Raw genomic sequence first — 23,265 nt, forward strand, 5'->3', positions numbered from 1 at the left:
CCAGCGCCCGATGGCCCAAGCGCGGCGTTGCTGGCAGGGCCGCAATCGTCTATCTGCGGCGACATAGACGGCGCTCGGGCGCAGTGTTTTCCCGAACATGGGGTCAGGCCTAATGGCGCTGAATGCGGGGGCCGCCCCCGACGCGATCAAGACCATATCGGACGGGCAGGATCCGACGGCCGAGTTCGCCGGCGCCGCGAGCCTGGGCGAGGGCCTGCGTCATACGCGCGAGCGGTCGGGCAAGTCCCTGGCCGAGCTGGCCGCCGAGACCAAGGTGCATCGCCGCTTCCTGACCGCCCTGGAACAGAACGACTGGTCGTCCCTGCCCTCACGCGTCTTCGCCCTGGGCTATGTGCGGGCCTACGCCTCGGCCCTGTTTCTTGACGAGCAGCTGGCGGTCGAGCGGTTCAAGCGCGAAAGCCCCGACACCTCGGTGCCGCTGAAGGCGCCCATCGGCATCGCCTTCGAGGACGTGAAACGCCATTCGCCGCGCATCGTCGCCGGCGTCGTCGCCGTGGTGGTCGCCGTCATCGGCTGGAACGTGTTCCAGCGCGCCAGCCTGCATCAGGCGGCGCACCCGTCCGACATCGCTGCGGTGCCCAAGACCTGGGTCAGCGGGGTCGATCCCGATCCGCAACTGGCCCTCAGTGCGCCCATGGCGGCGCCGCCCGACCAGACCACGCCGCAGCTCTACATCACGCCTGGCCTGGAGGCCCAACTGACCGGCGTCGATCCGACCGATCCCGCCGTCATCGCCGCCGCCGCCAATCCCGAGCCGGTGCAGAAGGCCTTCAACCCGCGCGGCGCCGTCTATGGCGCCCCGGCCAACGCGTCGATGGTGGTGATCCAGGCCAAGACGGCCGGCGCCCTGGTGGTGCGGCTGGGCGACGGGCAGGCCCTGTTCGCGCGCCAGATGGCGCCGGGCGAGGCCTGGCGCGCGCCGATCGGCGTGGCGGCGACGGTGGACGTGTCCGACCCGGCCGCCTTCGACGTCTATCTGAACGGCGAGTACGGCGGGCCGCTGGCCGGCGTGCTGACGCCGCTGGCCCAGCTCAACAGCCGCGCCGACCAGGCCGCCAAACAGCTGGCGGCGACCCAGGCGCGCGCGCAGGTCGAGGCCCAGGCGGCTCAGGCCCGAACCCAGGCCCAAACGCAGACGTCCGCCCCGTCTCCCACGCCCACGACGCCGAACTGAAACGTCGGCCGTGGTCCCGCCGTCATCATCGGCCTATATGATGCTTCCATGAGCGATCACACGCACGTCCGACCCTGGCGCCATATCGAGCGTCGCAAGAGCCGCCAGATTCGTGTCGGCTCCGTTCTCGTGGGCGGCGACGCCCCGATCAGCGTCCAGTCGATGACCAATACGCCGACGACCGATGCGGCGGCGACGATCGACCAGATCCGCCAGCTGGAAGAGGCCGGCGCCGACATCGTGCGCGTCTCCTGCCCCGACGTGGAATCGACCGCCGCCTTCAAGACCATCGCCCGCGAGGCCAAGGTCCCCTTGGTCGCCGACATCCATTTCCACTACAAGCGCGGCATCGAGGCGGCCCAGGCCGGCGCCGCCTGCCTGCGCATCAATCCGGGCAATATCGGCAGCGCCGACCGCGTCCGCGACGTCATCCAGGCCGCCAAGGACCACGGCTGTTCGATGCGGATCGGCGTCAACGCCGGGTCGCTGGAAAAGGAGCTGCTGGAGAAATACGGCGAGCCCTGCCCCGACGCCATGGTCGAGAGCGCGCTGAACCACGCCCGCATCCTGCAGGACCACGACTTCCACGAGTTCAAGATTTCGGTGAAGGCGTCCGACCCCTTCCTGACCGTCGCCGCCTATCAGCAGCTGGCCGAGGCCATCGACTGCCCGCTGCACCTGGGCGTGACCGAGGCGGGACCGCTGCGCACCGGCACCATCAAGTCGGCCATCGGCATGGGCAATATGCTGTGGTCCGGCATCGGCGACACCATCCGCGTGTCGCTGGCCGCCGATCCGGTCGAGGAGATCAAGGTCGGCTTCGACATCCTCAAGTCGCTGGGCCTGCGTCACCGGGGCGTGAACATCATCGCCTGTCCGTCGTGTGCGCGTCAGGGCTTCAACGTCATCGAGACCGTGACCCTGCTGGAAGAAAAGCTGGCCCATATCTCGACGCCGATGAGCCTGTCGGTCATCGGCTGCGTCGTGAACGGCCCCGGCGAGGCCCTCTATACCGACATCGGTTTCACCGGCGGCGGCAAGGGGGCGGGCATGATCTATCTGAACGGCAAGATCGCCCACAAACAGGCCAACGACGGCATGATCGACCACATCGTCGACCTGGTCGAACAGAAGGCCGCCGAACTGGACGCCGCGCGGGCGGCGGAGCTTCAGGCGGCCGAATAGGCCTGCACCATCCGCCGAGGCGGCGCGTTAAACTTCACCGTTCCGTGATTGACGCTCGATAATGAACGTGCAACCTAGGCTATAGGTCCGCCTGGGGAGGCCGGACCCTATTTCATCGAGGGTTCAATGATTTCCAAAACTGTCGCGCGCTTTGGCGCGCGTGCGTTCACGCTGGTCGGCGTGGCGCTTTCTCTGCCTGCGTGCGCCACCATGACGCGCGGCACCACGCAAGAGTTCACCGTCGAGAGCACGCCGCCCGGCGCTCAGGCGACCACCTCGAACGGTTTCGAGTGCGCCGCGACACCTTGCACCTTCCGCATGTCACGCAAGGACGCGTTCAACATCACCGTGTCCAAGGAAGGTTATGTTTCTCAGACGCACGAAATCACCAGCAGCATGTCCGGCGCCGGCGGCGCGGCCCTGGCCGGCAACGTCCTGATCGGCGGAATTATCGGTGGGGCCGTCGACGCGTCGTCCGGCGCCCTGAACGATCTGAAGCCCAATCCGCTGACCGTCGTCCTGCGCACGCCTGCCGAGGAAGCGGCGGCTGCCCGCACGCCCGCCGCAACTCCGGCCGGTGGCGAATGATGATCCGCCGCATCGCAGTTGCTGGCCTGCTTGCTGCCCTCATGGGCGTCGCGGCCTGCGCCACGCCGTCGAACCCCGCCATGATGACCCTCTCCGCCACGCCGGGCCTGACGGCCTCGGCCGGGGACCTGGGCTATCGCTCGGTGACGAACGTGAACGTATCCGGAGGTCAGAGCACCAATCCGCTGTGGACCTCGCAGGTCTCCAATGCGGACTTCAAGACCGCGCTCGAAGGCTCCCTGGCCGCAGCCGGCTATATGGGAACCGAAGGCCAGCCCATGAGCGTTTCGGCGTCGTTGATCAACCTGAAGCAGCCGCTGGCCGGCTTCGACATGACGGTCACCAGTCAGGTTCGCTACACGGTCGCCCGTGGCGAACGCACCGTCTTTGACGAAACGGTCTCTGCGACGGGAACGGCGACGATGGGTCAGGCCCTCGTCGCCGGTGAGCGTCTACGTATAGCCAATGAGGCGGCGATCCGCGAGAACATCAAGGAATTCCTGACCCGCTTCCGCGCCCGCGCGCGCTGAGCCCCAGAACATGACAATGAAGCGGCGGGTGTGAACCCGCCGCCGATTTTCATTTCAGATGATCTTGAACAGCCGCAGGGCCTGATAGCCGGCGGACAAAAGCACCACGGCGCCGACGCCGTAGGTCAGCACCCGGCGCGGGGCGATGCGGGCGATGATCCCGGCGAAGGGGGCCGCGATCAGGCCGCCGAGGATCAGACCCAGAACCGCCATCGCATGGCTCGAAATGCCCTCGGCCTCCTGCCAGTGGCCGGTCAGCAAGGCGGCGAGGAAGGTCGCGGAAATGGCCGAGGTGACGAAGAACTCGGCCGTGTTGGTGGTGCCGATGGACACGCGGGGATCCTGACCCGTGCCGACCAGGGTGGTGGTGACCGTGGGCCCCCAGCCGCCGCCGCCGACCGCGTCGAAGAAGCCGCCGACCAGACCCAGAGGTCCGGCGAATTTGCGCGGGAAGATGCGCTCGCGCGTCTGACGCGTGGCGCGCCAGATGATCACCAGACCCATGACGGCCAGATAGGCGGTGATGAACGGTCGGATCACGTCGCCGTCGATACTGGTCAGGACGAAGGCGCCGAGGCCGCCGCCCACCACGCCGCCCAGGGCCAGGGGCACGAACAGCTTCCAGTTCACGTTCTTGTTGACCGTATGCGATCCGGCCGAGGCCGCCGTGGTGAAGACCTCGGCCGCGTGGACGCTGGCCGACGCCGTCGCGGGCGGCACGCCGAAGGACAGCAGCACCGTCGAGGAGATGACGCCGTAGGCCATGCCCAGCGCCCCATCCACGACCTGGGCCAGGAAACCGACGAGGAGGAACAGAAGGAAGTCTTGCATGGGCGGCCCCTGAAACGCGGACGAACGGTGCGGTTTATTTCCCTAGTCGGTCAATAGGAGAAGAATTGGCGGCGGCTTGCAGAAGGGTTCGCGCCTCGAACACGGCCGCGATGGCGTCGCGACCGTCCTGAAGCACGGGCTGAAGCGGACAGGTCTCGACATCCGGGCAGGTCTCGCAGGGGCCATAGGCGGTGCGGGAGGCGCAAGGCGCGAGAGCCAGCGGCCCTTCCAGCGCCCGGATCACGTCGGCGAAGCTGATGGCGTCGGCAGGCGCGCCCAAGGCATAGCCGCCCGCCCTGCCCCGTTTGGACACCAGCAGGTGGTGACGGCGCAGGTCCAGCAGGATGGCCTCCAGGAACTTGCGCGGGGCCGCCGCAGCATCTGCGATCTCGGCGATGGTCGCGGGCCCGCCGCCGGGCAGACCCGCCAGATGGACCATGGCGCGCAGGGCGTAGCGGGACCGGTTCGACAGCATGGTCCGTGATCGCCCGCCCGGAGGCCGGACGCAAGACGCCGTTCGCCGGTGGGGACGCTCTCAGGCCGAGCGGCCCAGCCGGGCCACGGCCTCAAGGATCTGGGCGCCGTTGTAGGGTTTCAGCACCAGGGCCTCGGCCATGTCGGCGTTTCGGGCGGCGGCGGCGACGTCGCCGGAGATGAAGATCACCCGCACGTCCCAGCGCCCGGTCAGCACCTGGGCCAGCTCGACGCCGGTCATCTCGCCCGACAGATTGATGTCCAGCAGGGCCGCGTCGATGCTGTGCAGCGCCGCAGCCGCCTCGGCAGCCGCCGCGTTGTGGAAGGGGCCGACGACGCTGTGGCCCGCCTCGGTCAGCAGTTCGGTCAGGGAGGCGGCGGCGTCGGGATCGTCCTCGACCACCAGCAGGGTCAGGGCCTCGACATCGGTCGGCGGCGCGGCATCGAGCGGCGCCTGGCGGGTGACGACGGCGCGCAGGTCGCGCCAGACCTCGGTCGAGGGGCGGTCGGTGTCCAGATCGTAGATGGCGGCCATGGCGTTCAGCTCCCGGGCGTCTTCAGGTGAGAGGTCTCCGCCGGTCTCGACCAGGCGGGTGTCGTACAGGCGGCAAAGGCGTTCGACGCTGTCGGCGACAGGGTCGGTTTCGGGTTGAGCCCTATGGGGTCCAGACGGGGGCGGGCGGTCGAACATGGCGTCCTCCTCACGGTTGCCTATTCAGGGTTCTGGGCGCCAGCTAAACGGTTGCACCCCTCTTTCGTAACCGCACCTGACGCCATCGTGACCCTGGCGTCATCGCCGATCACAAGCGCGGCGCCCGGCGCTCGCAGCGGCTTGCAATCGACACGACCGCCCCCGCCGGGTAAGGACGGCCCCTCTCGTTTCTTCAGGATATTTCTGTCTTGCGACTGCCCCAGGCCCGTCTCGATCAAGTGCTCGACCGCTTCCATGAGGTGGAGGCGCGAATGAGCGCGGCGACCGACGGCGTCGAGATCGTGCGCCTGTCCAAGGAACATGCCGAGCTGAAGCCGGTCGCCGACGCGGTTCAGGGCCTGGCCCGCGCCCGCGCCGAGATGGCCGATCTGGAAGCCATGACGGCCGATCCCGAGATGGCGGCGATGGCGCAGGACGAGCTGCGAACGCTGGGCGAGCGCCTGCCCGATCTGGAGCGCGAGGTCGCCCTGCTGCTGGCGCCGCGCGACGCCGACGAGAACGCCTCGGCCGTGCTGGAAGTGCGCGCCGGCACCGGTGGCGACGAGGCGGCTCTTTTCGCCGGCGACCTGTTCCGCATGTATTCGCGATACGCCTCCACGCGCGGCTGGCGGGTCGAGCTGGATTCGGCGACCGAGGGCGACGCCGGGGGCTACAAGGAAATCATCGCCACCGTCACCGGCGACGGCGTGTTCGGCCGGCTGAAGTTCGAGAGCGGCGTCCACCGGGTGCAGCGCGTACCGACGACCGAGTCGCAGGGGCGCATCCACACCTCGGCGGCGACGGTCGCGGTCCTGCCCGAGGTCGAGGACGTCGAGATCGAGATCCACGACAAGGACATCCGCATCGACACCTTCCGCGCCTCCGGCTCGGGCGGCCAGCACGTCAACACGACCGATTCCGCCGTGCGCATCACCCACCTGCCCACCGGCATCATGGTGACGTCGTCGGAGAAGTCCCAGCACGTGAACCGCGACAAGGCGATGAAGAACCTGCGCGTGCGCCTGTACGACATGCAGCGTCAGGCCAAGGACCTGGCCCGGTCCGATACGCGCAAGTCCCAGGTCGGATCGGGCGACCGGTCGGAACGGATCCGCACCTACAACTACCCGCAAGGCCGGGTCAGCGATCACCGCATCAACCTGACCCTGCACAGCCTGCCCCAGATCATGGAAGGCGACATCGACCCCCTGCTGAACGCCCTGATCGCCGAAGATCAGGCGGCGCGCCTGGCAGACCTGGAAGCCGAGTTCGGCTGATCAGCCCAACACGCCGGCGACCGGCAGCCACATCACCAGGCCGGTGGCGGCGGTGTAACCCGCAAAGGCGTGAACCGAACGCTGTCGGCCGGAGGCGACGGGATCGTTCAGATCGGAACGGTTAGCCCAGAGCAGATAGGCGGCCTGGATCGCCCATCCCGCCAGGAAGGCGACGACCGCCCAGGCGCTGAGCGCCGCCAGCGCTGCGCCGGACGCCAGGACCAGCAGCCCGCCCAGGGCGATCACGCCGTCAGCGACCTGTTCAGTCATGGGAACGGAGATCAGGCCGGACAAGGCCCGTTGCAGACGCCAGTTGAGCCAGGCCTGATACAAAAGCATCAGTCCGCCCAAGACGTAGAACATCCCTATCGCGCGCGCCGCCCACTCCATGGCAGGAATAAGGCACCATTTTCGGCCGTTGTAATCGCTGAAAATGCCGGGCGATTCGGATCGTTAACGACCGGCGCAAAATAGACACAACCGATGGTCTTCGAGCGCGCCCGCTAGGCCTTGGCGGCCAGGGCGCGCTGGACGGCGGGACGGGCCTGCATCCGTTCGAAATGGGCCTGGACCCTGGGAAACTCGGCGATGTCGACGCCGTCGGTTTCCAGCCAGCCTGCGAAGGTGAACAGATAGGGGTCTGCGACCGTATAGGCGTCGCCCATAACCCAGTCGCCGGTCAGATCCGCCTCGATCAGGGCGAAGCCCTCGCGCATGTTCTGCGTCACCTTGGCCGCCATCGACGCCTGGGCGGTGGCGTCATCGCTCCAGCGCGAGGCGCGACGACCATGGGCATGGGCGACGTGGACCGTCGTGGCCAGATAGAGGTTGAAGGCCTGCATCCGGGCAAAGGCGAAGGGGTCGGCCGGCGCCAACAGGCCCGGCGGCGCAAGCGCGGCGATATAGGCCAGTATGGCCGGGCTTTCGGTCAATACGCCAAGATCGGTCGCCAAGGCGGGGACGCGCCCCTTGGGATTGATCGCAAGATAGGCGGGCTGACGTTGGTCCGACTTGGCGAAATCGACCAGATGAACCGCATACGGCAGGCCGGACTCTTCCAGCGCGATATGGCTGGCCCGGCTGCATGAGCCAGACGACGTATACAGGGTCAGCATCGGCGAACCTCGGGTCAAAGAAAAAGGCGGCGAGATCGTCGCCGCCTTTCAGGGTCTTTACAGGTCGAGCAAGGCCCGCGCCGGATCTTCCAGCAGTTCCTTGACCCGGACCAGGAAGGTCACGGCTTCCTTGCCGTCCACGATGCGGTGATCGTAGCTGAGGGCCAGATACATCATCGGGCGGATCTTGACCTCGCCGTTGATGGCCATCGGGCGCTGGACGATGTTGTGCATGCCCAGGATGCCCGATTGCGGGGCGTTCAGGATCGGCGTCGACATCAGCGACCCATAGGTGCCGCCGTTGGTGATGGTGAAGGTGCCGCCCTGCATCTGGTCCATGGTCAGGGCGCCGTCACGGGCGGCCTTGCCCAGGGCGCCGATGCCCTTTTCGATGCCGGCGAGGCTCAGGGTGTCTGCGTCGCGCAGGACCGGAACCACCAGACCCTTGTCGGTGCCGACGGCGACGCCGATGTCATAGTGGTTCTTGTAGATGATGTCCGTGCCGTCGATCTCGGCGTTGACGGCCGGGATCTCGTGCAGGGCCGCGACGACGGCCTTGGTGAAGAAGGACATGAAGCCCAGCTTCACGCCGTGGCGCTTCTCGAACACGTCCTTGTACTGGGCGCGCAGGGCCATGACGTTGGTCATGTCCACCTCGTTGAAGGTGGTCAGCTGGGCGGCCGTGTTCTGCGATTCCTTCAGGCGACGGGCGATCGTCTGACGCAGGCGCGTCATCTTCACCCGCTCTTCGCGCGGCTGATCGGCGCGCGGGGCGGCAGGCGCAGCGGCGGCGGCGGCCGGAGCAGCAGCCTGGCCGATGGCGGCGATGGCGTCGGCCTTGGTGATGTTGCCCTTGGGGCCCGTGGCGGTGATGGCCTTCGGGTCCAGGTTGTTCTCGCCGACGACGCGGGCGACGGCGGGCGACAGGGTTTCGTTCTTGGCGCCCGAGACCTGGGCCGAGCCGGTGTTGGCCGGGGCGGCGGCGGCAGGCGCCGGAGCAGCAGCCGGTGCAGCGGCGGCCGAGCCGGAACCCGAGATCGAGCCGATCTTCTGGTTCGGGGTGACGGTCGCGCCTTCGTCGGCGGCGATGGTCAGGACGCCGTCAGCCGGGGCCGACACCTCGACCGCGACCTTGTCGGTCTCGATCTCGACCAGCAGTTCGTCCTTCTTGACCGCATCGCCGGACTTCTTGAGCCACTTGCCCATCGAGCCTTCGGCGACGCTCTCGCCCATGACCGGCACCATGATGTCGATAGCGGCGGCGGCAGGGGCGGCGGCGGCGGCGGGAGCCGACTTGGTCTCGGCCTTGGCGGCGGGTGCGGCCTTTGCCTGAGCGGGGGCGGAAGCCGGAGCGGCGGCGGACGCGCCTTCGGTCACCGAACCCAGGATCGTGCCGGGAACGACATTGTCGCCCTCGGCCGCCTTGATATCGCCCAGCACGCCGTCGGCGGGCGAGACGACTTCCAGCGAGACCTTGTCGGTCTCCAGCTCGACCAGCAGTTCGTCCTTCTTGACCGGATCACCGACCTTCTTGGTCCACTTCGCGATGGTGGCTTCGGTGACGGATTCACCGAGGGCGGGGGTCAGGATATCGGCCATGTCAGGTCCAGCTCGTCTCTAGGTCGGTCTTTTATACGTGTATCAGGCGAAGGCTTCGGTCGTGAAGGTGTCGAGTTCCTTCAGGTGCCGGCTCATCAAACCGGCGGCGGTCGAGGCGGAACCGGGACGGCCGACGTAGCGGGCGCGCTTGGAGGCGACGTCCAGCTTGTCGAGCGTCAGCTCCAGCCACGGATCGACGAAGGTCCAGCCGCCCATGTTCTTGGGCTCTTCCTGGCACCAGACGACCTCGGCCTTCGGGAAGCGGGCCAGTTCCTTGCGCAGGGACTGGATCGGCCACGGATAAAACTGTTCCAGACGCAGGATGTAGACGTCGTCCACGGCCTGGCCGTCCTTGGCCTTCTTCTCGCGGGCGTCCAGCAGGTCGTAATAGACCTTGCCCGAGCACAGGATGACGCGGCGGATGTCCTTGTCCGCCTTGATCGTGATCCCGGCGATCTCGGGACGCGTCTGGGCGTCGTCGTGCAGGACGCGGTGGAAGGCCGAACCCTCCGCCAGGTCCGCCATCGACGAGACCGCCTTCTTGTGACGCAACAGGGACTTGGGCGTCATCAGGATCAGCGGCTTGCGGAACGGCCGGTGCATCTGGCGACGCAGGATGTGGAAATAGTTGGCCGGGGTCGTGCAATTGGCGACCTGCATATTGTCTTCGGCGCACTGTTGCAGGAATCGCTCCAGACGGGCCGAGGAGTGTTCCGGTCCCTGGCCCTCGTAGCCGTGCGGCAGCAGCATGGTCAGGCCGCTCATGCGCAGCCATTTGCGTTCGCCCGAGCTGATGAACTGGTCGATCACCACCTGGGCGCCGTTCACGAAGTCGCCGAACTGGGCTTCCCACATGACCAGCGTATTGGGATCGGCCAGCGAATAGCCGTACTCGAAGCCCAGCACCGCCTCTTCCGACAGGGCCGAGTCGATGACCTCGAAATTGGCCTGGCCTTCGCGCAGGTTGTTCAGCGGGATGTAGCGCTCTTCGGTCGTCTGATCGATGATGCCCGAGTGGCGCTGAGAGAAGGTGCCGCGCACCGAATCCTGGCCCGACAGGCGGATCGGGAAGCCTTCGTCGACCAGCGAGGCGAAGGCTAGGCTCTCGGCCGTGGCCCAGTCCAGGCCTTGGCCCGAGGTGATGGCCTCGCGGCGACCGTCGATGACGCGTTTCAGCGTCTTGTGCATGTCGACGCTGTTGGGAATGGTGGTCAGGCGGTGGCCCAGGTCGGTCAGCTTGGCCAGCGGCACGGCGGTGTCGCCGCGCAGCTCGTCCTTGGGCGCCTGGAAGCCCTGCCATTGGCCGTCCAGCCAGTCGGCCTTCTCGGCGGACCAGGTCTTGCCGGCCTCGAACTGCTCGTCGAGGAATTTCTCGAACCGCTCGACCTCGGCGTCCACGTCGGCCTGGGTGATCACGCCTTCGGCGACCAGACGCTGCGAATATAGTTCGCGGGTCGAGGGCTGGGCGCGGATCTTCGAATACATCAGCGGCTGGGTGAAGGTGGGATCGTCGCCTTCATTGTGGCCGAAGCGGCGGTAGCAGAACATGTCCACCACCACGTCCTTGTGGAACTTCTGGCGGTATTCGGTGGCCACCTTGGAGGCGAAGACGACCGCTTCGGGGTCGTCGCCGTTGACGTGGAAGATCGGCGCCTGGACCATCAGGGCCACATCCGACGGATAGGGCGACGAGCGCGAGTTGCGCGGGCTGGTGGTGAAGCCGATCTGGTTGTTGATGACGAAGTGAAGCGTGCCGCCGGTGCGGTAACCCTTCAGCCCCATCAGGGCGAAGCACTCCGCCACCACGCCCTGGCCGGCGAAGGCGGCGTCGCCGTGGATCAGCAGGGGCACGACCTTGGAGCGATCCAGCGCCCACTGGCCTTCCGGCACGCCTTCGTTGGCCTCGCGGATGTCGAACGCCTGTTTGGCGCGCGCCTTGCCCAGAACCACCGGGTTGACGATTTCCAGGTGCGACGGGTTGGCGGTCAGCGACAGGTGGACGTGGTTGCCGTCGAACTCGCGGTTCGAGCTGGCGCCCATATGATATTTGACGTCGCCCGATCCCTCGATGTCGCTCGGCACGGCCGAACCGCCCTGGAACTCGTGGAAGATGACCTTGTAGGGCTTGCCCATTACGGCAGCGAGCACGTTCAGGCGGCCGCGGTGGGCCATGCCGAGAACAACCTCGTCGACGCCCAGCGAGCCGCCGCGCTTGATGACCTGCTCCAGCGCCGGGACCATCGCCTCGCCGCCGTCCAGGCCGAACCGCTTGGTGCCGGGGAAGCGCTTGTGCAGGAAGCGTTCGAAGCCCTCGGCCTCGACCAGCTTGGACAGGATGGCCAGCTTGCCTTCCTTGGAGAAGGCGTTCTGCTCGAACTTGTCGGGCCCCTCGAACCGCTGCTGCAGCCAGGATTTCTCTTCCGGCTCGGCGATATGCATGAACTGGATGCCGACCGTGCCGCAATAGGTGCGCTTCAGGATGTCCAGAACTTCGCGGATCGTGCCCGTCTGAAGGCCCAGGACGCCGTCCAGGAAGATCGGACGGTCCAGATCGGCGCCGCTGAAGCCGTAGAATTCCGGCGTCAGCTCGGGGTTCTCGACCGGTTGTTCGATGCCCAGCGGGTCCAGCTTGGCCTGCAGGTGGCCGCGCACGCGATAGCTGCGGATCAGCATCAGGGCGCGGATGGAATCATGGGCGGCGGCGCGGATGACGTCGGCCGAGACATCGGCGGGCACAGCCTTGGCGGCCGGAGCGGCAGGCGCGGCGCCGGGCTTCTTGGGATCGGGCTTGGGGGCAGGCCAGCGGCCGTCGAAGACGCCGGTCTCCTCGGTGGGCTCGGTCGCCGTGCCGCGGCCCCAGCCGCCGGCCTCGGCGGAGGCGGTCACCAGCGCGGCGTTGTCGCGCAGTTGGTCGAAAAAGGCTTTCCATTCGGCCGAGACGGAGCCGGGGTCTTTCGCCCACTTCTCCTGCAGCTCCTCCACATAGGCCGCATTGGACCCGTAGAGGAATGAGGTCTCGGCAAAGACCTGGTTCAGCCGACCGGCATCGTCCGCCATCGTTTCGCAATCCCTGGGCCCCGACGGACACATCTCCGTGAGGGGCGCGCCCGTCATATAGGCGTCGTTTCCTTATGGGTCATGACCGAAACGGGGCAATTCGGTGAGAAATTGGTCGCAGGCCCAAAGAAAAACGCCCCCGGCCTGAGCCGAGGGCGTCCATTCCTGCGTCACACGGCATTTTTGATGCCGAAAGGCGCTCAAGTCGCGAGCCAGAGCCTGTCCTCCGGCTGATCGAAGATCAGGCCGGGGGCGCGGCGAGCATAGCGCCCGCGCGCAGCGCGAAGGATCAGCCCTTCAGCACTTCGACCAGGGTCTTGCCCAGGCGAGCCGGCGATTCCGACATGCGGATACCGGCAGCTTCCATGGCGGCGATCTTGGATTCCGCATCGCCCTTGCCGCCCGAGACGACGGCGCCGGCGTGGCCCATGGTGCGGCCCTTGGGCGCGGTGCGTCCGGCGATGAAGCCGGCCATCGGCTTCTTGCGGCCCTTCTTGGCTTCGTCGATCAGGAACTGGGCGGCCTCTTCTTCGGCGCCGCCGCCGATTTCGCCAATCATGATGATCGAGGTGGTTTCCGGATCGGCCAGGAACAGCTCCAGCACGTCGATGAACTCGGTGCCCTTGACCGGATCGCCGCCGATGCCGACGGCCGTGGTCTGGCCCAGGCCTTCGTTGGTGGTCTGGAACACGGCTTCATAGGTCAGGGTGCCCGAACGCGACACGATGCCGACCGAGCCCTTCTTGAAGATATTGCCCGGCATGATGCCGATCTTGCACTCGTCCGGGGTCAGGATGCCGGGGCAGTTCGGACCCAGCAGGCGCGACTTGGAGCCTTCCAGGCGGCGCTTGACGTTGACCATGTCCATCACCGGGATGCCTTCGGTGATGCAGGTGATGAAGGGGATCTCGGCGTCGATGGCTTCGATGATGGCGGCGGCCGCGCCCGACGGCGGGACGTAGATCACCGAGGCGTCGGCGCCCGTGGCGTCGCGGGCCTCGGCGACCGAGGCGTAGATCGGCAGGGTTTCGCCATGCGAACCGGTCCAGCTGGTGCCGCCCTTGGTTGGGTGCACGCCGGCGACCATCTTGGTGCCGTGATAGGCCAGGGCCTGTTCGGTGTGGAAGCCGCCGGTCTTGCCGGTCAGGCCCTGGACGATGATCTTGGTGTCTTTGTTGACGAGGATGGACATGAGGTCTCGTTTCGCTTGCTAGACTTGGGGGTTAGACGGAAAGGAAAGGGTTTTCGACCCGGACCGACCCGTAGGTCTGACCGTGATTGAGGTCTTCGGAATAGAGGATTTTCGCGCCAATCTTTTCAGCGGCGGCGATGATGGCGCCGTCCCAGTAGGACAGCTGATAGCGGCGGGCGTTGTCGATGCCGGCCAGGACAACTTCAGGCGTCACCGGCTGGCAAGGCTTCAAGGCGACGACCCGCACCCACTCGCGCGCTTTGTCCGGAGACAGCGGCGCTTCGCCCTTCCTGATGGCGTTGTTGTAGAACTCGGCCAAGACCTGCCCCGAGGTGCAATAGTCCTCGGTCAGCACGATCTCGCGCGCACGCTCCCACCTATGCCCCGCATGGTCGCGACCAAGAGCGGCGTAGAGCAGAATATTGGTGTCGAGAAAGACCTCAGAACTCGCGATCAAACCGAGGTTCCCCGCTGTAGGTCTCTTCGCGCGTAGGCGGACGCCAGCCTTCGCCGCCCCGGCCCTCGGATTCGTCGATCAGCTTGAGCAGCGCCTCGCGCGCCTCGTCCTTGGAGGTTTCCTGCTCGACCAGCCGGGTCAGGAAGCCGCGCACCATCTCGTTGACGCTGGTCCGCTTCATGGCCGCCAGCACCCGCACCTTGTCGAGCAGGTCGTCGTCGATGGCGAGGGTCAGGTTGCGGGTCACGCGCGGCGCTCTACACGGGTTATGTGTAACACATAGCCCGTGGGCCCGGGTTAGTCGAGCCTCGGCAACATATAGATCAGCGTGGATCCGGGGCCCGTCCGGTCCAGCCCGAGAAGCCGCATTTGCCCTGTTCGAGCCATCGCCACGAACTGGGCGTCAGAAAGGCTTCGCGCCGGCGCCCGGCCCTCGGGGGTCTGCAGCCAAGCATAGGCGTCAAAGCCGACCGTATTGATGGAATCGAACTTCATGAGGTCGCTCAGCCGTTGGGCCAGGGCGCGATGATCGGTGGGGCGGACGGCGACCCCGCAGAAATCCAGCACAATCGTCTCGCGCCCGACCCGTCGCGTCATCCGGCCCGTCATGACGATGCTCATGTCGGTGGCGTTGGTGCGCATGAAGCCTGCGCGTTCCGTGGCGTTGCGAAGTCGCGGCGTCATGCTTTCCGGCACCGGCGAAAAGCCGGCTTCCGCCGCCAAGGCTGCAGCCTGGGCGCGGTCGCCCTGCGCCGCGACACAGATCGCGTTCAAAGTCGCAATGATGTCGGTGGGTTCAGGCGCCACTACAGACTGCGCCGCCACAGACTGCGCCGACAGCGCAGGGGGCGCACACAGCAAGACCAACGAGGCCGTCAAGGCCTGAATAACCCGATGAGCGCCCATAGAGAACACGGTTCACCAGGGTTGCGGCCGTGTCAACCATTCCCCCCTGAACGCGTCAGGGAGGAATGCTGGAGCCGAGGGTGAGCCCTGCGCCGCCCAAAGGCGGCGCCGACCTACACGAGCGTGGTTAGCCGACCGCCGCGACGATCTTCTGGGCGGCGTCGTCGAGGTCGTCGGCGGCCGTGATGGCCAGGCCCGACTCGTTCAGGATTTTCTTGCCCAGTTCGGCGTTGGTGCCTTCCAGGCGCACGACCAGCGGCACCTTCAGACCCACTTCCTTCACCGCGGCGACAACGCCCTCGGCGATGACGTCGCACTTCATGATGCCGCCGAAGATGTTGACCAAGATGCCCTGGACGTTCGGGTCGGCGGTGATGATCTTGAAGGCCGCAGCGACCTTCTCCTTGCCGGCGCCGCCGCCGACGTCGCAGAAGTTGGCGGGTTCTTTGCCGTACAGCTTGATGATGTCCATCGTCGCCATGGCCAGGCCCGCGCCGTTGACCATGCAGCCGATGTTGCCGTCCAGCGAGACGTAGGCCAGGTCCCACTTGGAGGCTTCGATTTCCTTGGCGTCTTCCTCGGTCTCGTCGCGCAGGGCCTTGATGTCGTGGTGGCGGAACAGGGCGTTGCCGTCGAAGCTGACCTTGGCGTCCAGGACGCGCAGATGGCCGTCCTTCATGACGATCAGGGGGTTCACCTCCAGCATGTCCATGTCCTTCTCGACGAAGGCCTTGTACAGCGCCGGGAACAGGGACTTGGCGTCTTCGGCGGCGGCGCCGGTCAGGCCGTAGGCGGCGCTGATGGCGGCGACGTCGGCGTCGGTCACGCCCGAGTTCGGGTCGATGACGATGTTCTGGATTTTCTCGGGCGTGTCATGGGCGACGGCCTCGATGTCCATGCCGCCCTCGGTCGAGACGACGAAGGCGATGCGGCCGTATTGGCGGTCGACCAGCAGCGAGCAATACAGTTCGCGGTCGATGTCGGCGCCGTCCTCGATGTAGAGGCGGTTGACCTGCTTGCCGGCGTCGCCCGTCTGGGCGGTGACCAGGGTGTTGCCCAGCATTTCCTTGGCGTGGGAGACGGCCTCTTCGACCGAGAAGGCCAGGCGAACGCCGCCCTTGGCCTCGGCCGGCAGTTCCTTGAACTTGCCCTTACCGCGTCCACCGGCGTGGATCTGCGACTTCACGACATAGAGCGGGCCGGGCAGGGATTTTGCGGCCGCCTCGACCTGATCGACCGACGTCACCGCGACGCCTTCGGCGACCGGGGCGCCGAAACCTTTGAGGACCTGCTTGGCCTGATATTCGTGGATGTTCATGAGGGACCGTCGCAACCGCTGCTGGGAGAGTTGCGGGGCTTATAGGCCCCGTCCCTTCGCGGGTGCAACCGTCCACAGCCTCCCTTTAGTCGACCCAGTCCCGCTTCAGCGTCCGCGAGGCCCCGATCAGCAGGATCGCCGCCAGCACATAGAAGCCCATGCCGGTGTAGATCGCCCACCTCAGGCTCTCCTCCCCGAACCGCGGCGACAGCAGGTCGCTCATCCAGCCGAAATAGTAGAAGCCGACCGCGATCCCCAGCAGATTGTTCAGCAGCAGGAACAGGGCCGAGGCGGTGGAGCGCATGGCCGCCGGGACCAGATGCTGGACCGCCGCCGTGATCGGACCCAGCCAGGCTAGGTTCAGTCCGGTCGGCAACAGGAAGATCAGGAAGGCCAGCACCAGCTGCTGGGTGTTGCTGCCCCCGCCCGGCAAGACCAGGCCGATCAGCCATGGCGAGTTCATCGCCAGGATGAAACAGGGCGCCGAGATCAGGAAAGCGATGGCCGGCGTCATCGGATAGGCGCCCTTGCCCTTCTTCGACAGCTTGTCGGCGATCATGCCGCCCAGCCAGATGCCCAGGATGCCGCCGATCAAAGCGATGCCGGAATAGTAGATGCTGGTCTGGCGCAGGGTCAGGTCGAAGCTGCGCATGAAGAACAGGGGCAGCCAGCCGGCGACGCCGTAACCGCACACCGACGACGAAGCCGCGCCCAGGCCCAGCAGCCAAAAGCTGGGCTTACGGATCACCACCGAGGCCGTGCGGCGCGCGATCATCAGCGATATGCCGATCACCACCGCCAGAAGGCCGCCGAAGGCCAGCACCAGCGGATTGCCCAGCGATGTGCCCATCAGCCAGCTCAAGCCTCCAAGGATCAGCAGGCCTATCCCCAGTCCCAGCATGATCTGGGCGGCGATCTTGCCCGCCCGGTCCGTGCCGACGGGGGCGGCGGCCAAGGCCGCGACCTGGGCCTCGGTCTTGATCGCATCGGTCCCTCCCCGCTTGGGGTCCTTCACCGTCAGCCGCAGCAGCGGCGCGACCAGCACGCCCAGCAGGCCGACAACGATGAAGGCCGTGCGCCAGCCGTATGTCGCAGCCAGCAGGCCGCCGACCAGGGTGCCCGCCGCCATGCCCAGTGGAATGCCGAAGGCGAAGGCGGCCATGGCGCGCGCCCGCTGATGCGGCGGGAAATAGTCGGCGATCAGCGAATAGGCCGGGGCCACGCCCCCCGCCTCGCCGATGCCCACGCCCATCCGACACAGGAACAGCTGTCCGAAGGAGCCCGCCATGCCGCACAAGGCGGTGAAGCCCGACCAGACCGTCAGGGCGCCGGTCATGATCCAGACCCGGCTGTAGCGGTCGGCCAGCCAAGCCAAGGGAATGGCCAATGTCGAATAGACCGAGGCGAAGGCGATGCCGCCCAACAGGCCGAACTGGCTGTCGGACATGCCGAACTCTTCCTTCAGCGGCGCGGCCAGGATGCCGATGATCTGGCGATCCAGGAAGTTCAGCATGTAGATCAGAATCAGGACCGCCAGCACATAGTAGCGGTAGCCGGGCCGTTCCGGCCGCTCGGGCCGCACCTTGTCCTCGACCGTCAGCATATCCGTCGTCATCGGCGTTTCCCTCGGCGTCTTTTTTATTCGTTGAGGCGAGCCTAGCCGCAACTCTGCTCACTGCAAACAAAAGGGGCGGCGGCCCGGAGACCGCCGCCCCTCGTCGTCAGGCGTATCTGATCGGGATCAGAACTTCAGACCCAGGGTGGCCGTGACCGTGCGCGGCGGGCCGTAAAAGCCGATGATCGAGTCGCCGGTCAGGGCGCCGGGGAAGGTGTAGCCACCGACCTTGTAGCGCTCGTCGCCCAGATTCTTGCCGTGGACGCCGAAGGTCAGGCGGTCGTCGGACGAGGTCCAGACGATGCTGGCGTCATACATCCAGTAAGCGTCCTGATCGAGCAGAGGCGCCGCTGTCTCGAACTGCTGATAGGCGCCGCGATAGGCCACCGATGGAATGAAGGCGATCGACGAACCGTTCTCCATGAACCAGTTGTAGGTGGCGCCGATCGAGCCGGTCCATTCGGGGGTGTTCTGGAAGTCGCGCTGCGACGACACGTCGACGAAGCAGCCGACCGCCGTGGGGCAGGTCGTGTTCAGCGGGCCGGTCGGGATATAGGCCAGGAACTGGTCGAACTGGGCGTCGATATAGCTGAGCGAGGCGTTGATCGTCAGGGCGCTGGTCGCGCGCAGACGGCCCTCGAACTCCCAGCCGCGGATCGACGACGACCCGACGTTGTCCACCACCGAGGCGATGGTCGTGCCGGCCGGATACTGGGTCGTGATCTGCTGGTCTTCGTAGCTGGAATCGAAGATCGCCGTAGCAAACGTCAGGCGACGATCCAGCAGCGAACCCTTCAGCCCGATCTCATAGGTCTCGACGGTCTCGGGCGCATAGCCGTTGACGGTGGCGGGATACAGGACCGCATCGCCGCGCATGTCGAAGCCGCCCGACTTGAAGCCCTCGCCCCACGAGGCATAGGCCGTCAGATCCGGGCCGAACTTGTAGTTGACCGAGACGCGCGGGGTGAACTTCTCGAACTCGCGGGTGCGGGTGTAGTTGGTGCGCGGCGCGCCCAGCGGCACGGCGGCGTTGTTGCCGAAATAGGGGCTGCGGATGCCCAGATACTGCTGGCGGAAGACCGTGCCTTCCTTCTCGTCCTTGGTGAAGCGACCGCCGACCGAGACCGACAGGGCGTCGGTCACGTCGTAGCTGAAGTCGGCGAAGGCGGCGTAGCTCTTGGTCGCCACCGAACCCGAGGTCAGGGTGGTCAAATTGGCCAGGCCCACGACGGTGTCGAAGGCGCCCGAGGCGTTGGCGTCCATGTAGAAGACGCCGGCGACGCCGTTCAGGCGGCCCGCGCTGACCAGAACCTGGAACTCCTGGCTGAACTGATCGTCGTCATAGGCGGCGGGGATGTCGAGGATCGGCCCCGGCAGGTTGTCGAAGTCGATGTTGCCGCGCGTGAAGCCGTCGCGATAGGCGGTGATCGACTTGAAGGTCAGCAGGTCGCTCATCTCCCATTCGCCGGTCAACGACACGCCGCGCGTCTGGACGCGGTTCTTGTCGCCCGCGCCGGCGTTGGTGTCGTACGGATCGGCCGGCGACGGGGCGAACTCGCGGTGGCCGTGCCGGGCGTTGGAATCGTCGTTCACCAGATCGCCGGCCAGACGGAAGAACAGGCTGTCCGTCGGGGTCCATTCCGCACTGGCGCGGAAGGCGGTGACGTCCTTGTTGTAGTGTTCGTTGCCGGTGTTCAGGTTCTTGCCGTAGCCGTCGCGCAGATAGCGGGCCAGGGCGGCCGAGACCTTGAATTCGTCGCTGAAGGGCAGTTGGGCGCTGGCGATCACGTCGCGCTGGTTATAGCTGCCGTAGGAGGCGCGCAGGCGACCTTCGGGCTCGTCCGCGTCGATGCGGCTCGTGACGTATTTGATCGCGCCGCCGATGGTGTTGCGGCCATAAAGGGTGCCTTGCGGTCCGCGCAGAACCTCGACCCGCTCCACATCGAAGATGTCCAGAACGGCGGCCTGCGGACGGGCCACATAGACGTCGTCGATATACAGACCCACGCCGGGATCGAAGCCCCACAGCGGGTCCTGTTGGCCCACGCCGCGGATGAAGGAGATCAAGGTCGAGTTGGAGCCCCGCGCGGCGTTCAGCGTCAGGCTGGGCGTCGAGCGCGCCAGTTCGGTGATGTCCAGGGCGCCGCGCGCCTCAAGCTGTTCGCCGCTGACGGCGGTGACGGCGACGGGCACGTCCTGCAGGCTTTCCGCACGACGACGCGCGGTGACGACGATGTCATCGACGGTGGCGGCATCCTGATTGTTGGCGGCCTGAGCGGCGGCCTCCGCATCCTGGGCGACCGAAGCCCCCGCAAGCACGCCCCACGCCGCGCCGGCCAGCAGCGCGCACTTCACATGACGGTTCATGATCCTAGACCCCTTGTTGTCGTTTCCAGCCCGTTGACGCTTTTATTCAGCGTTCAATGATTTTCGTGAACCTACCCGGTTTCGCCCGGCTGTCAAACGCCGTGCTGACGCAGCGTCACATCAGGCGTCCAGCGTGGCGCCGTTGCACCGGCCCCGTTGCACCGGGGTTGGGTCGCGCCTAAGCCTTGCCGCATGAGCAAGCCGGACGCCGCCCTCCCGACACCCCGCCCCGTCGCCGCCGCGCGTCGCAAGGCGGCGGGCGCGGCGCCGGCCCGCCGGGGCCGTCCGCCCAAGGCCCAGGCCAATGCGGCGGGCGAGACCCGCGAGCTGATCTTGGACGCCGCCGAGGACCTGTTCTCCAAACACGGCTTCTATGGCGTGACCATCCGCGAGGTGGCGCGCGAGGCGGGCGTGGATACCGCCTTGGTCCACTATTATTTCGGGGCCAAGCGCGACCTGTTCGACGCCGTCTTCCTGCGTCGTGCGGCGGTGTGGAACGACGAACGGGTCGCAGCCATCGACCGCTATGCCGAGACGGCGGGCGAGGCCATGACGCTGGAGGGGCTGCTTGAGGCCTTCCTGCGGCCGCCGTTCGAATGGTCGCTGAAGGGCGGGCCGGGCTGGAAACACTATGCCGCCCTGGTGGCCCAGACCAACGCCAATCCGACCTTCGGCGGCGAGACCATGGCCCGCTATTTCGACCCGGCGATCCACCGGCTGATCGAACTGATCGCCGTGGTCCTGCCGGACGCCAGCGAGGTCGATCTGTACTGGGGCTATCACAATCTGTCGGGCGCCCTGACCCTGACGCTGGGGGAGACGGGGCGGCTGGACCGACTGTCGAACGGACAGGCGCGGTCGGGCGATCTGGAGACGGCGGGCGACTATATGGTCCGGTTCGCGGCGGCCGGATTCCGCGCCGTGGTCGGGATGTCGCCGCGCCAGCCTTAACCGAAGAAGATCGCCCACATCAGCCGGCCGGGCAGGAAGGTGAAGGCGCCGGCGACGATCAGGCCGCCGACGAACATCCCCGTCATGGCGCGCCGGTGGTCGGCGATGCGGTGGCGACGCGCGGCATGGACGGCCATCGGCAGGGCGATCACGGTCCAGCCGGTGAGCAGGTGGATCAGGGAGAAGCCGCCCGGACCGCCCGGATTGAGCCGGTGGATGAAGAAGGAGCTGACCGCCGTCGTCGCCATGGCCAGCACCCAGATCCAGCCCAGGGTCCGATGCAGCCGGCTTCCCTTCACCCCCATCAGCAGGACGATGCCGATCGCCAGGGCCGTCAGGGCGGCGGCGACATGGACCTGGATCGCCGGCGGCGAAGTCAGCAGCAGCCGCCAGTCGGGGGCGTGCGGCGTGAATCCCATCCGCGCCAGCCGCCCATCATCGACCGCCAGATAGGCGACGACGGGGACGATCAGCAGAGCGAGGGCCAGGACGGACGGCAAGTGGCGAGACAGGCGAGGCATTGAGTTTCTCCGTTTCCCCGCTCCTGCCGCAGCGCCTCGCCGGCGGCATCCGAGCTTTCGCCAACGGCCATCTCGGCTGCGTCAACGCCCACCTGTCTTTCGCCCGCCTCCTTTCACCGGGCGGAAAATCATGGTCTCAAGTGGCGATCTTCCGATGCCGAAAGCCGCCATGACGCCCCTTGCCGCCGACCGCCGCCGCACCTTCCTGCGCGGCCTGATCGTCGCCGTTCTGGGCGGCGTCTTCCTGGCGGTCACCGGGGCGTTCGGGACGGCGGGAGCGAGCTTGGGACCCCGGATGGCCTATTGGGTCATGGTCATGGTGCTGGGGGGTCTGTGGGGTCATCTGTGCGGCGCATGGGTGAGCCGATTTTTGGACGTGGGCCAGCGGCCGTGGCTGACCATCGCGGTGATGGTGGTGGTGATCACGGGACCGCTGTGCGTCATCGTCTGGGCGGCGACGGGCCTGTTCTTCGCCCAGAGGCTTTATCCGCTGGGCGTCCTGCCCCAGCTGATCGTGCCGGTCGTGGTGATCACGGCGGCGGTGACGACGCTGAACGTCTTCCTGGGGCGCGCGCGGCCGGTCCAGACCCATGCGACGCCGCCCGAGACCGCGGCCCGGCCCGTGCGGTTTCTGGAGCGCCTGCCGATGAAGCTGAGGGGCGCGGCGATCCGGGCGGTGCAGGCCGAGGACCATTATCTGCGCATCCACACCGATCGGGGATCGGACCTGATCCTGATGCGGCTGTCGGATGCCGTCGAGGAGCTGGAAGGGCTGGAAGGCGCCCAGACGCATCGCAGCTGGTGGGTTGCGCGCGACGCGGTGCGCGGGGTCGAGCGCGGCGACGGCCGGGCGACCCTGACCCTGGACGGCGGCCTGTCGGCGCCGGTCAGCCGCCGCTACGCCCGGATGCTGCGCGACGCCGAATGGTGGTGAGCGATCAGGGCGCCGGCTGGGCCGTCAGCATCGACGCCGGGGCCGCGCAGCCGGTCAGGGTGTCGTCGCCGATCTCGACCTTGGCCGTCAGCGGATAGGTGCGGTCGCTCATGCCGTCCGAGCATTCGGTGGCGATCAGGACGACGTTCAGGGCCTGGTTCAGGTCGGTGGAGCTGGCGAAGTTGGCGACCGTGCCCTGAACCGTCGCGCCGCGATTGGGCGCGCGCTGGGTCGGCTGATCGACACGGGTGTAGATCAGGGCGTCGGGCGTGATCTCCACGCCCCAGAAGGGTTCTGTGCCGAGCGCCCGAACCGGCTTGCCAAGATCGACGCCGCCCAAGGTCGCGGCGGCCTGCGGCTCGGGCGCGGACTGAGGCTTGGCGTCGTTGCGGTCATAGCAGCCGGCCAAGGCGGCGCTGGCCAGCAGAACGGGCAATATGAAACGCATGGACGGCCTCCCTT

23 protein-coding genes are annotated in these 23,265 nt (G+C 67.0%); 7 read left to right on the forward strand and 16 right to left on the reverse strand.

Annotated elements, in window-relative coordinates; translation table 11 throughout:
• Positions 1-112: 112 nt before the first annotated feature.
• The 4 genes from ACP7BH_RS09570 (at position 113) to ACP7BH_RS09585 (ending at position 3,498) form a co-directional block, all read left to right on the forward strand.
• A complete protein-coding gene (locus ACP7BH_RS09570; RefSeq protein WP_425981661.1) occupies positions 113-1,195 on the forward strand; it encodes a helix-turn-helix domain-containing protein in 1,083 nt (360 codons plus the stop codon).
• A 48-nt stretch (positions 1,196-1,243) separates the two neighbouring features.
• Positions 1,244-2,380, forward strand: coding sequence for a flavodoxin-dependent (E)-4-hydroxy-3-methylbut-2-enyl-diphosphate synthase (gene ispG, locus ACP7BH_RS09575; protein WP_425981658.1), 1,137 nt, complete (start codon positions 1,244-1,246; stop codon positions 2,378-2,380).
• Positions 2,381-2,506: 126 nt separating this feature from the next.
• The gene (locus ACP7BH_RS09580; protein WP_425981655.1) at positions 2,507-2,968 is read left to right on the forward strand and encodes a PEGA domain-containing protein; all 462 of its coding nucleotides are present in this window, start codon (positions 2,507-2,509) and stop codon (positions 2,966-2,968) included.
• A complete protein-coding gene (locus tag ACP7BH_RS09585) occupies positions 2,968-3,498 on the forward strand; it encodes a hypothetical protein (protein WP_425981652.1) in 531 nt (176 codons plus the stop codon). The genes ACP7BH_RS09580 and ACP7BH_RS09585 overlap by 1 nt, the downstream gene beginning before the upstream one ends.
• Positions 3,499-3,552: 54 nt before the next feature.
• Here the strand turns inward: ACP7BH_RS09585 and ACP7BH_RS09590 are convergent, their stop codons facing one another.
• From ACP7BH_RS09590 to ACP7BH_RS09600, 3 genes are read right to left on the reverse strand one after another with little or no spacing between them, the layout of a single operon-like run.
• The gene (locus ACP7BH_RS09590) at positions 3,553-4,329 is read right to left on the reverse strand and encodes a sulfite exporter TauE/SafE family protein (RefSeq protein WP_425981649.1); all 777 of its coding nucleotides are present in this window, start codon (positions 4,327-4,329) and stop codon (positions 3,553-3,555) included.
• Between the two features lie 34 nt (positions 4,330-4,363).
• The gene (locus ACP7BH_RS09595; protein WP_425981646.1) at positions 4,364-4,804 is read right to left on the reverse strand and encodes an RrF2 family transcriptional regulator; all 441 of its coding nucleotides are present in this window, start codon (positions 4,802-4,804) and stop codon (positions 4,364-4,366) included.
• Positions 4,805-4,864: 60 nt separating this feature from the next.
• Positions 4,865-5,494 carry a response regulator gene (locus ACP7BH_RS09600; protein ID WP_425981643.1) on the reverse strand — a complete coding sequence of 210 codons (630 nt, stop codon included), beginning with the start codon at positions 5,492-5,494 and terminating at the stop codon, positions 4,865-4,867.
• A 209-nt stretch (positions 5,495-5,703) separates the two neighbouring features.
• Here ACP7BH_RS09600 and prfA point away from each other — a divergent pair, with 209 nt between their 5' ends.
• On the forward strand, positions 5,704-6,771 hold the full coding sequence (gene prfA / locus ACP7BH_RS09605; protein ID WP_135194440.1) for a peptide chain release factor 1: 1,068 nt from the start codon (positions 5,704-5,706) through the stop codon (positions 6,769-6,771).
• Here the strand turns inward: prfA and ACP7BH_RS09610 are convergent, their stop codons facing one another.
• The 11 genes from ACP7BH_RS09610 to ACP7BH_RS09660 all read right to left on the reverse strand — a co-directional run bounded on the left by ACP7BH_RS09610 (position 6,772) and on the right by ACP7BH_RS09660 (position 20,397).
• Positions 6,772-7,134, reverse strand: a complete 363-nt coding sequence (locus ACP7BH_RS09610; protein ID WP_426043337.1) for a hypothetical protein — start codon at positions 7,132-7,134, stop codon at positions 6,772-6,774.
• A gap of 140 nt (positions 7,135-7,274) precedes the next feature.
• The gene (locus tag ACP7BH_RS09615) at positions 7,275-7,886 is read right to left on the reverse strand and encodes a glutathione S-transferase family protein (protein WP_425981638.1); all 612 of its coding nucleotides are present in this window, start codon (positions 7,884-7,886) and stop codon (positions 7,275-7,277) included.
• Between the two features lie 57 nt (positions 7,887-7,943).
• Complete coding sequence (gene odhB / locus ACP7BH_RS09620; protein WP_425981636.1) at positions 7,944-9,485, reverse strand: 2-oxoglutarate dehydrogenase complex dihydrolipoyllysine-residue succinyltransferase; 1,542 nt, start codon at positions 9,483-9,485, stop codon at positions 7,944-7,946.
• 42 nt (positions 9,486-9,527) lie between these two features.
• Positions 9,528-12,542 carry a 2-oxoglutarate dehydrogenase E1 component gene (locus tag ACP7BH_RS09625; protein WP_425981634.1) on the reverse strand — a complete coding sequence of 1,005 codons (3,015 nt, stop codon included), beginning with the start codon at positions 12,540-12,542 and terminating at the stop codon, positions 9,528-9,530.
• 289 nt (positions 12,543-12,831) lie between these two features.
• Positions 12,832-13,734, reverse strand: coding sequence for a succinate--CoA ligase subunit alpha (sucD, locus tag ACP7BH_RS09630; RefSeq protein ID WP_425981631.1), 903 nt, complete (start codon positions 13,732-13,734; stop codon positions 12,832-12,834).
• A gap of 31 nt (positions 13,735-13,765) precedes the next feature.
• On the reverse strand, positions 13,766-14,191 hold the full coding sequence (locus ACP7BH_RS09635) for a PIN domain-containing protein (protein WP_271165198.1): 426 nt from the start codon (positions 14,189-14,191) through the stop codon (positions 13,766-13,768).
• Positions 14,175-14,438, reverse strand: coding sequence for a ribbon-helix-helix protein, CopG family (locus ACP7BH_RS09640; RefSeq protein WP_271165197.1), 264 nt, complete (start codon positions 14,436-14,438; stop codon positions 14,175-14,177). Before ACP7BH_RS09640 ends, ACP7BH_RS09635 begins: the two co-directional genes overlap by 17 nt.
• Positions 14,439-14,488: 50 nt before the next feature.
• On the reverse strand, positions 14,489-14,998 hold the full coding sequence (locus ACP7BH_RS09645; protein ID WP_425981629.1) for a hypothetical protein: 510 nt from the start codon (positions 14,996-14,998) through the stop codon (positions 14,489-14,491).
• A gap of 226 nt (positions 14,999-15,224) precedes the next feature.
• Positions 15,225-16,415: an ADP-forming succinate--CoA ligase subunit beta gene (gene sucC / locus ACP7BH_RS09650; RefSeq protein ID WP_425981627.1), complete on the reverse strand. Its 1,191-nt coding sequence runs from the start codon at positions 16,413-16,415 to the stop codon at positions 15,225-15,227.
• 85 nt (positions 16,416-16,500) lie between these two features.
• Positions 16,501-18,030: a spinster family MFS transporter gene (locus ACP7BH_RS09655; RefSeq protein ID WP_425981625.1), complete on the reverse strand. Its 1,530-nt coding sequence runs from the start codon at positions 18,028-18,030 to the stop codon at positions 16,501-16,503.
• A gap of 126 nt (positions 18,031-18,156) precedes the next feature.
• On the reverse strand, positions 18,157-20,397 hold the full coding sequence (locus tag ACP7BH_RS09660; protein ID WP_425981623.1) for a TonB-dependent receptor: 2,241 nt from the start codon (positions 20,395-20,397) through the stop codon (positions 18,157-18,159).
• A gap of 192 nt (positions 20,398-20,589) precedes the next feature.
• Here ACP7BH_RS09660 and ACP7BH_RS09665 point away from each other — a divergent pair, with 192 nt between their 5' ends.
• Positions 20,590-21,348 carry a TetR/AcrR family transcriptional regulator gene (locus tag ACP7BH_RS09665; protein WP_425981620.1) on the forward strand — a complete coding sequence of 253 codons (759 nt, stop codon included), beginning with the start codon at positions 20,590-20,592 and terminating at the stop codon, positions 21,346-21,348.
• Here ACP7BH_RS09665 and ACP7BH_RS09670 read toward each other — a convergent pair.
• Positions 21,345-21,869, reverse strand: coding sequence for a DUF2306 domain-containing protein (locus ACP7BH_RS09670; RefSeq protein ID WP_425981617.1), 525 nt, complete (start codon positions 21,867-21,869; stop codon positions 21,345-21,347). The genes ACP7BH_RS09665 and ACP7BH_RS09670 overlap by 4 nt on opposite strands.
• Before the next feature lie 169 nt (positions 21,870-22,038).
• Here ACP7BH_RS09670 and ACP7BH_RS09675 point away from each other — a divergent pair, with 169 nt between their 5' ends.
• Positions 22,039-22,803, forward strand: coding sequence for a LytTR family DNA-binding domain-containing protein (locus ACP7BH_RS09675; RefSeq protein ID WP_425981615.1), 765 nt, complete (start codon positions 22,039-22,041; stop codon positions 22,801-22,803).
• A 4-nt stretch (positions 22,804-22,807) separates the two neighbouring features.
• Here ACP7BH_RS09675 and ACP7BH_RS09680 read toward each other — a convergent pair whose 3' ends face one another.
• Entirely contained in the window at positions 22,808-23,251 is a 444-nt protein-coding gene (locus ACP7BH_RS09680; protein WP_425981612.1) for a COG3650 family protein, read from the reverse strand.
• Positions 23,252-23,265 lie beyond the last annotated feature (14 nt).

Origin of the sequence: Brevundimonas sp. TWP2-1, assembly GCF_049897645.1 — a bacterium.
In the GTDB taxonomy this organism is placed as follows: Bacteria; Pseudomonadota; Alphaproteobacteria; order Caulobacterales; family Caulobacteraceae; genus Brevundimonas.

Bases quoted from the DNA above. Each gene is read 5' to 3' on its own strand.
- ACP7BH_RS09570 (WP_425981661.1), top strand. From the start codon at position 113: ATGGCGCTGAATGCGGGGGCCGCCCCCGACGCGATCAAGACCATATCG.
- ispG (WP_425981658.1), top strand. From the start codon at position 1,244: ATGAGCGATCACACGCACGTCCGACCCTGGCGCCATATCGAGCGTCGC.
- ACP7BH_RS09580 (WP_425981655.1), top strand. From the start codon at position 2,507: ATGATTTCCAAAACTGTCGCGCGCTTTGGCGCGCGTGCGTTCACGCTG.
- ACP7BH_RS09585 (WP_425981652.1), top strand. From the start codon at position 2,968: ATGATCCGCCGCATCGCAGTTGCTGGCCTGCTTGCTGCCCTCATGGGC.
- ACP7BH_RS09590 (WP_425981649.1), bottom strand. From the start codon at position 4,329: ATGCAAGACTTCCTTCTGTTCCTCCTCGTCGGTTTCCTGGCCCAGGTC.
- ACP7BH_RS09595 (WP_425981646.1), bottom strand. From the start codon at position 4,804: ATGCTGTCGAACCGGTCCCGCTACGCCCTGCGCGCCATGGTCCATCTG.
- ACP7BH_RS09600 (WP_425981643.1), bottom strand. From the start codon at position 5,494: ATGTTCGACCGCCCGCCCCCGTCTGGACCCCATAGGGCTCAACCCGAA.
- ACP7BH_RS09610 (WP_426043337.1), bottom strand. From the start codon at position 7,134: ATGTTCTACGTCTTGGGCGGACTGATGCTTTTGTATCAGGCCTGGCTC.
- ACP7BH_RS09615 (WP_425981638.1), bottom strand. From the start codon at position 7,886: ATGCTGACCCTGTATACGTCGTCTGGCTCATGCAGCCGGGCCAGCCAT.
- odhB (WP_425981636.1), bottom strand. From the start codon at position 9,485: ATGGCCGATATCCTGACCCCCGCCCTCGGTGAATCCGTCACCGAAGCC.
- ACP7BH_RS09625 (WP_425981634.1), bottom strand. From the start codon at position 12,542: ATGGCGGACGATGCCGGTCGGCTGAACCAGGTCTTTGCCGAGACCTCA.
- sucD (WP_425981631.1), bottom strand. From the start codon at position 13,734: ATGTCCATCCTCGTCAACAAAGACACCAAGATCATCGTCCAGGGCCTG.
- sucC (WP_425981627.1), bottom strand. From the start codon at position 16,415: ATGAACATCCACGAATATCAGGCCAAGCAGGTCCTCAAAGGTTTCGGC.
- ACP7BH_RS09655 (WP_425981625.1), bottom strand. From the start codon at position 18,030: ATGACGACGGATATGCTGACGGTCGAGGACAAGGTGCGGCCCGAGCGG.
- ACP7BH_RS09660 (WP_425981623.1), bottom strand. From the start codon at position 20,397: ATGAACCGTCATGTGAAGTGCGCGCTGCTGGCCGGCGCGGCGTGGGGC.
- ACP7BH_RS09665 (WP_425981620.1), top strand. From the start codon at position 20,590: ATGAGCAAGCCGGACGCCGCCCTCCCGACACCCCGCCCCGTCGCCGCC.
- ACP7BH_RS09670 (WP_425981617.1), bottom strand. From the start codon at position 21,869: ATGCCTCGCCTGTCTCGCCACTTGCCGTCCGTCCTGGCCCTCGCTCTG.
- ACP7BH_RS09675 (WP_425981615.1), top strand. From the start codon at position 22,039: ATGACGCCCCTTGCCGCCGACCGCCGCCGCACCTTCCTGCGCGGCCTG.
- ACP7BH_RS09680 (WP_425981612.1), bottom strand. From the start codon at position 23,251: ATGCGTTTCATATTGCCCGTTCTGCTGGCCAGCGCCGCCTTGGCCGGC.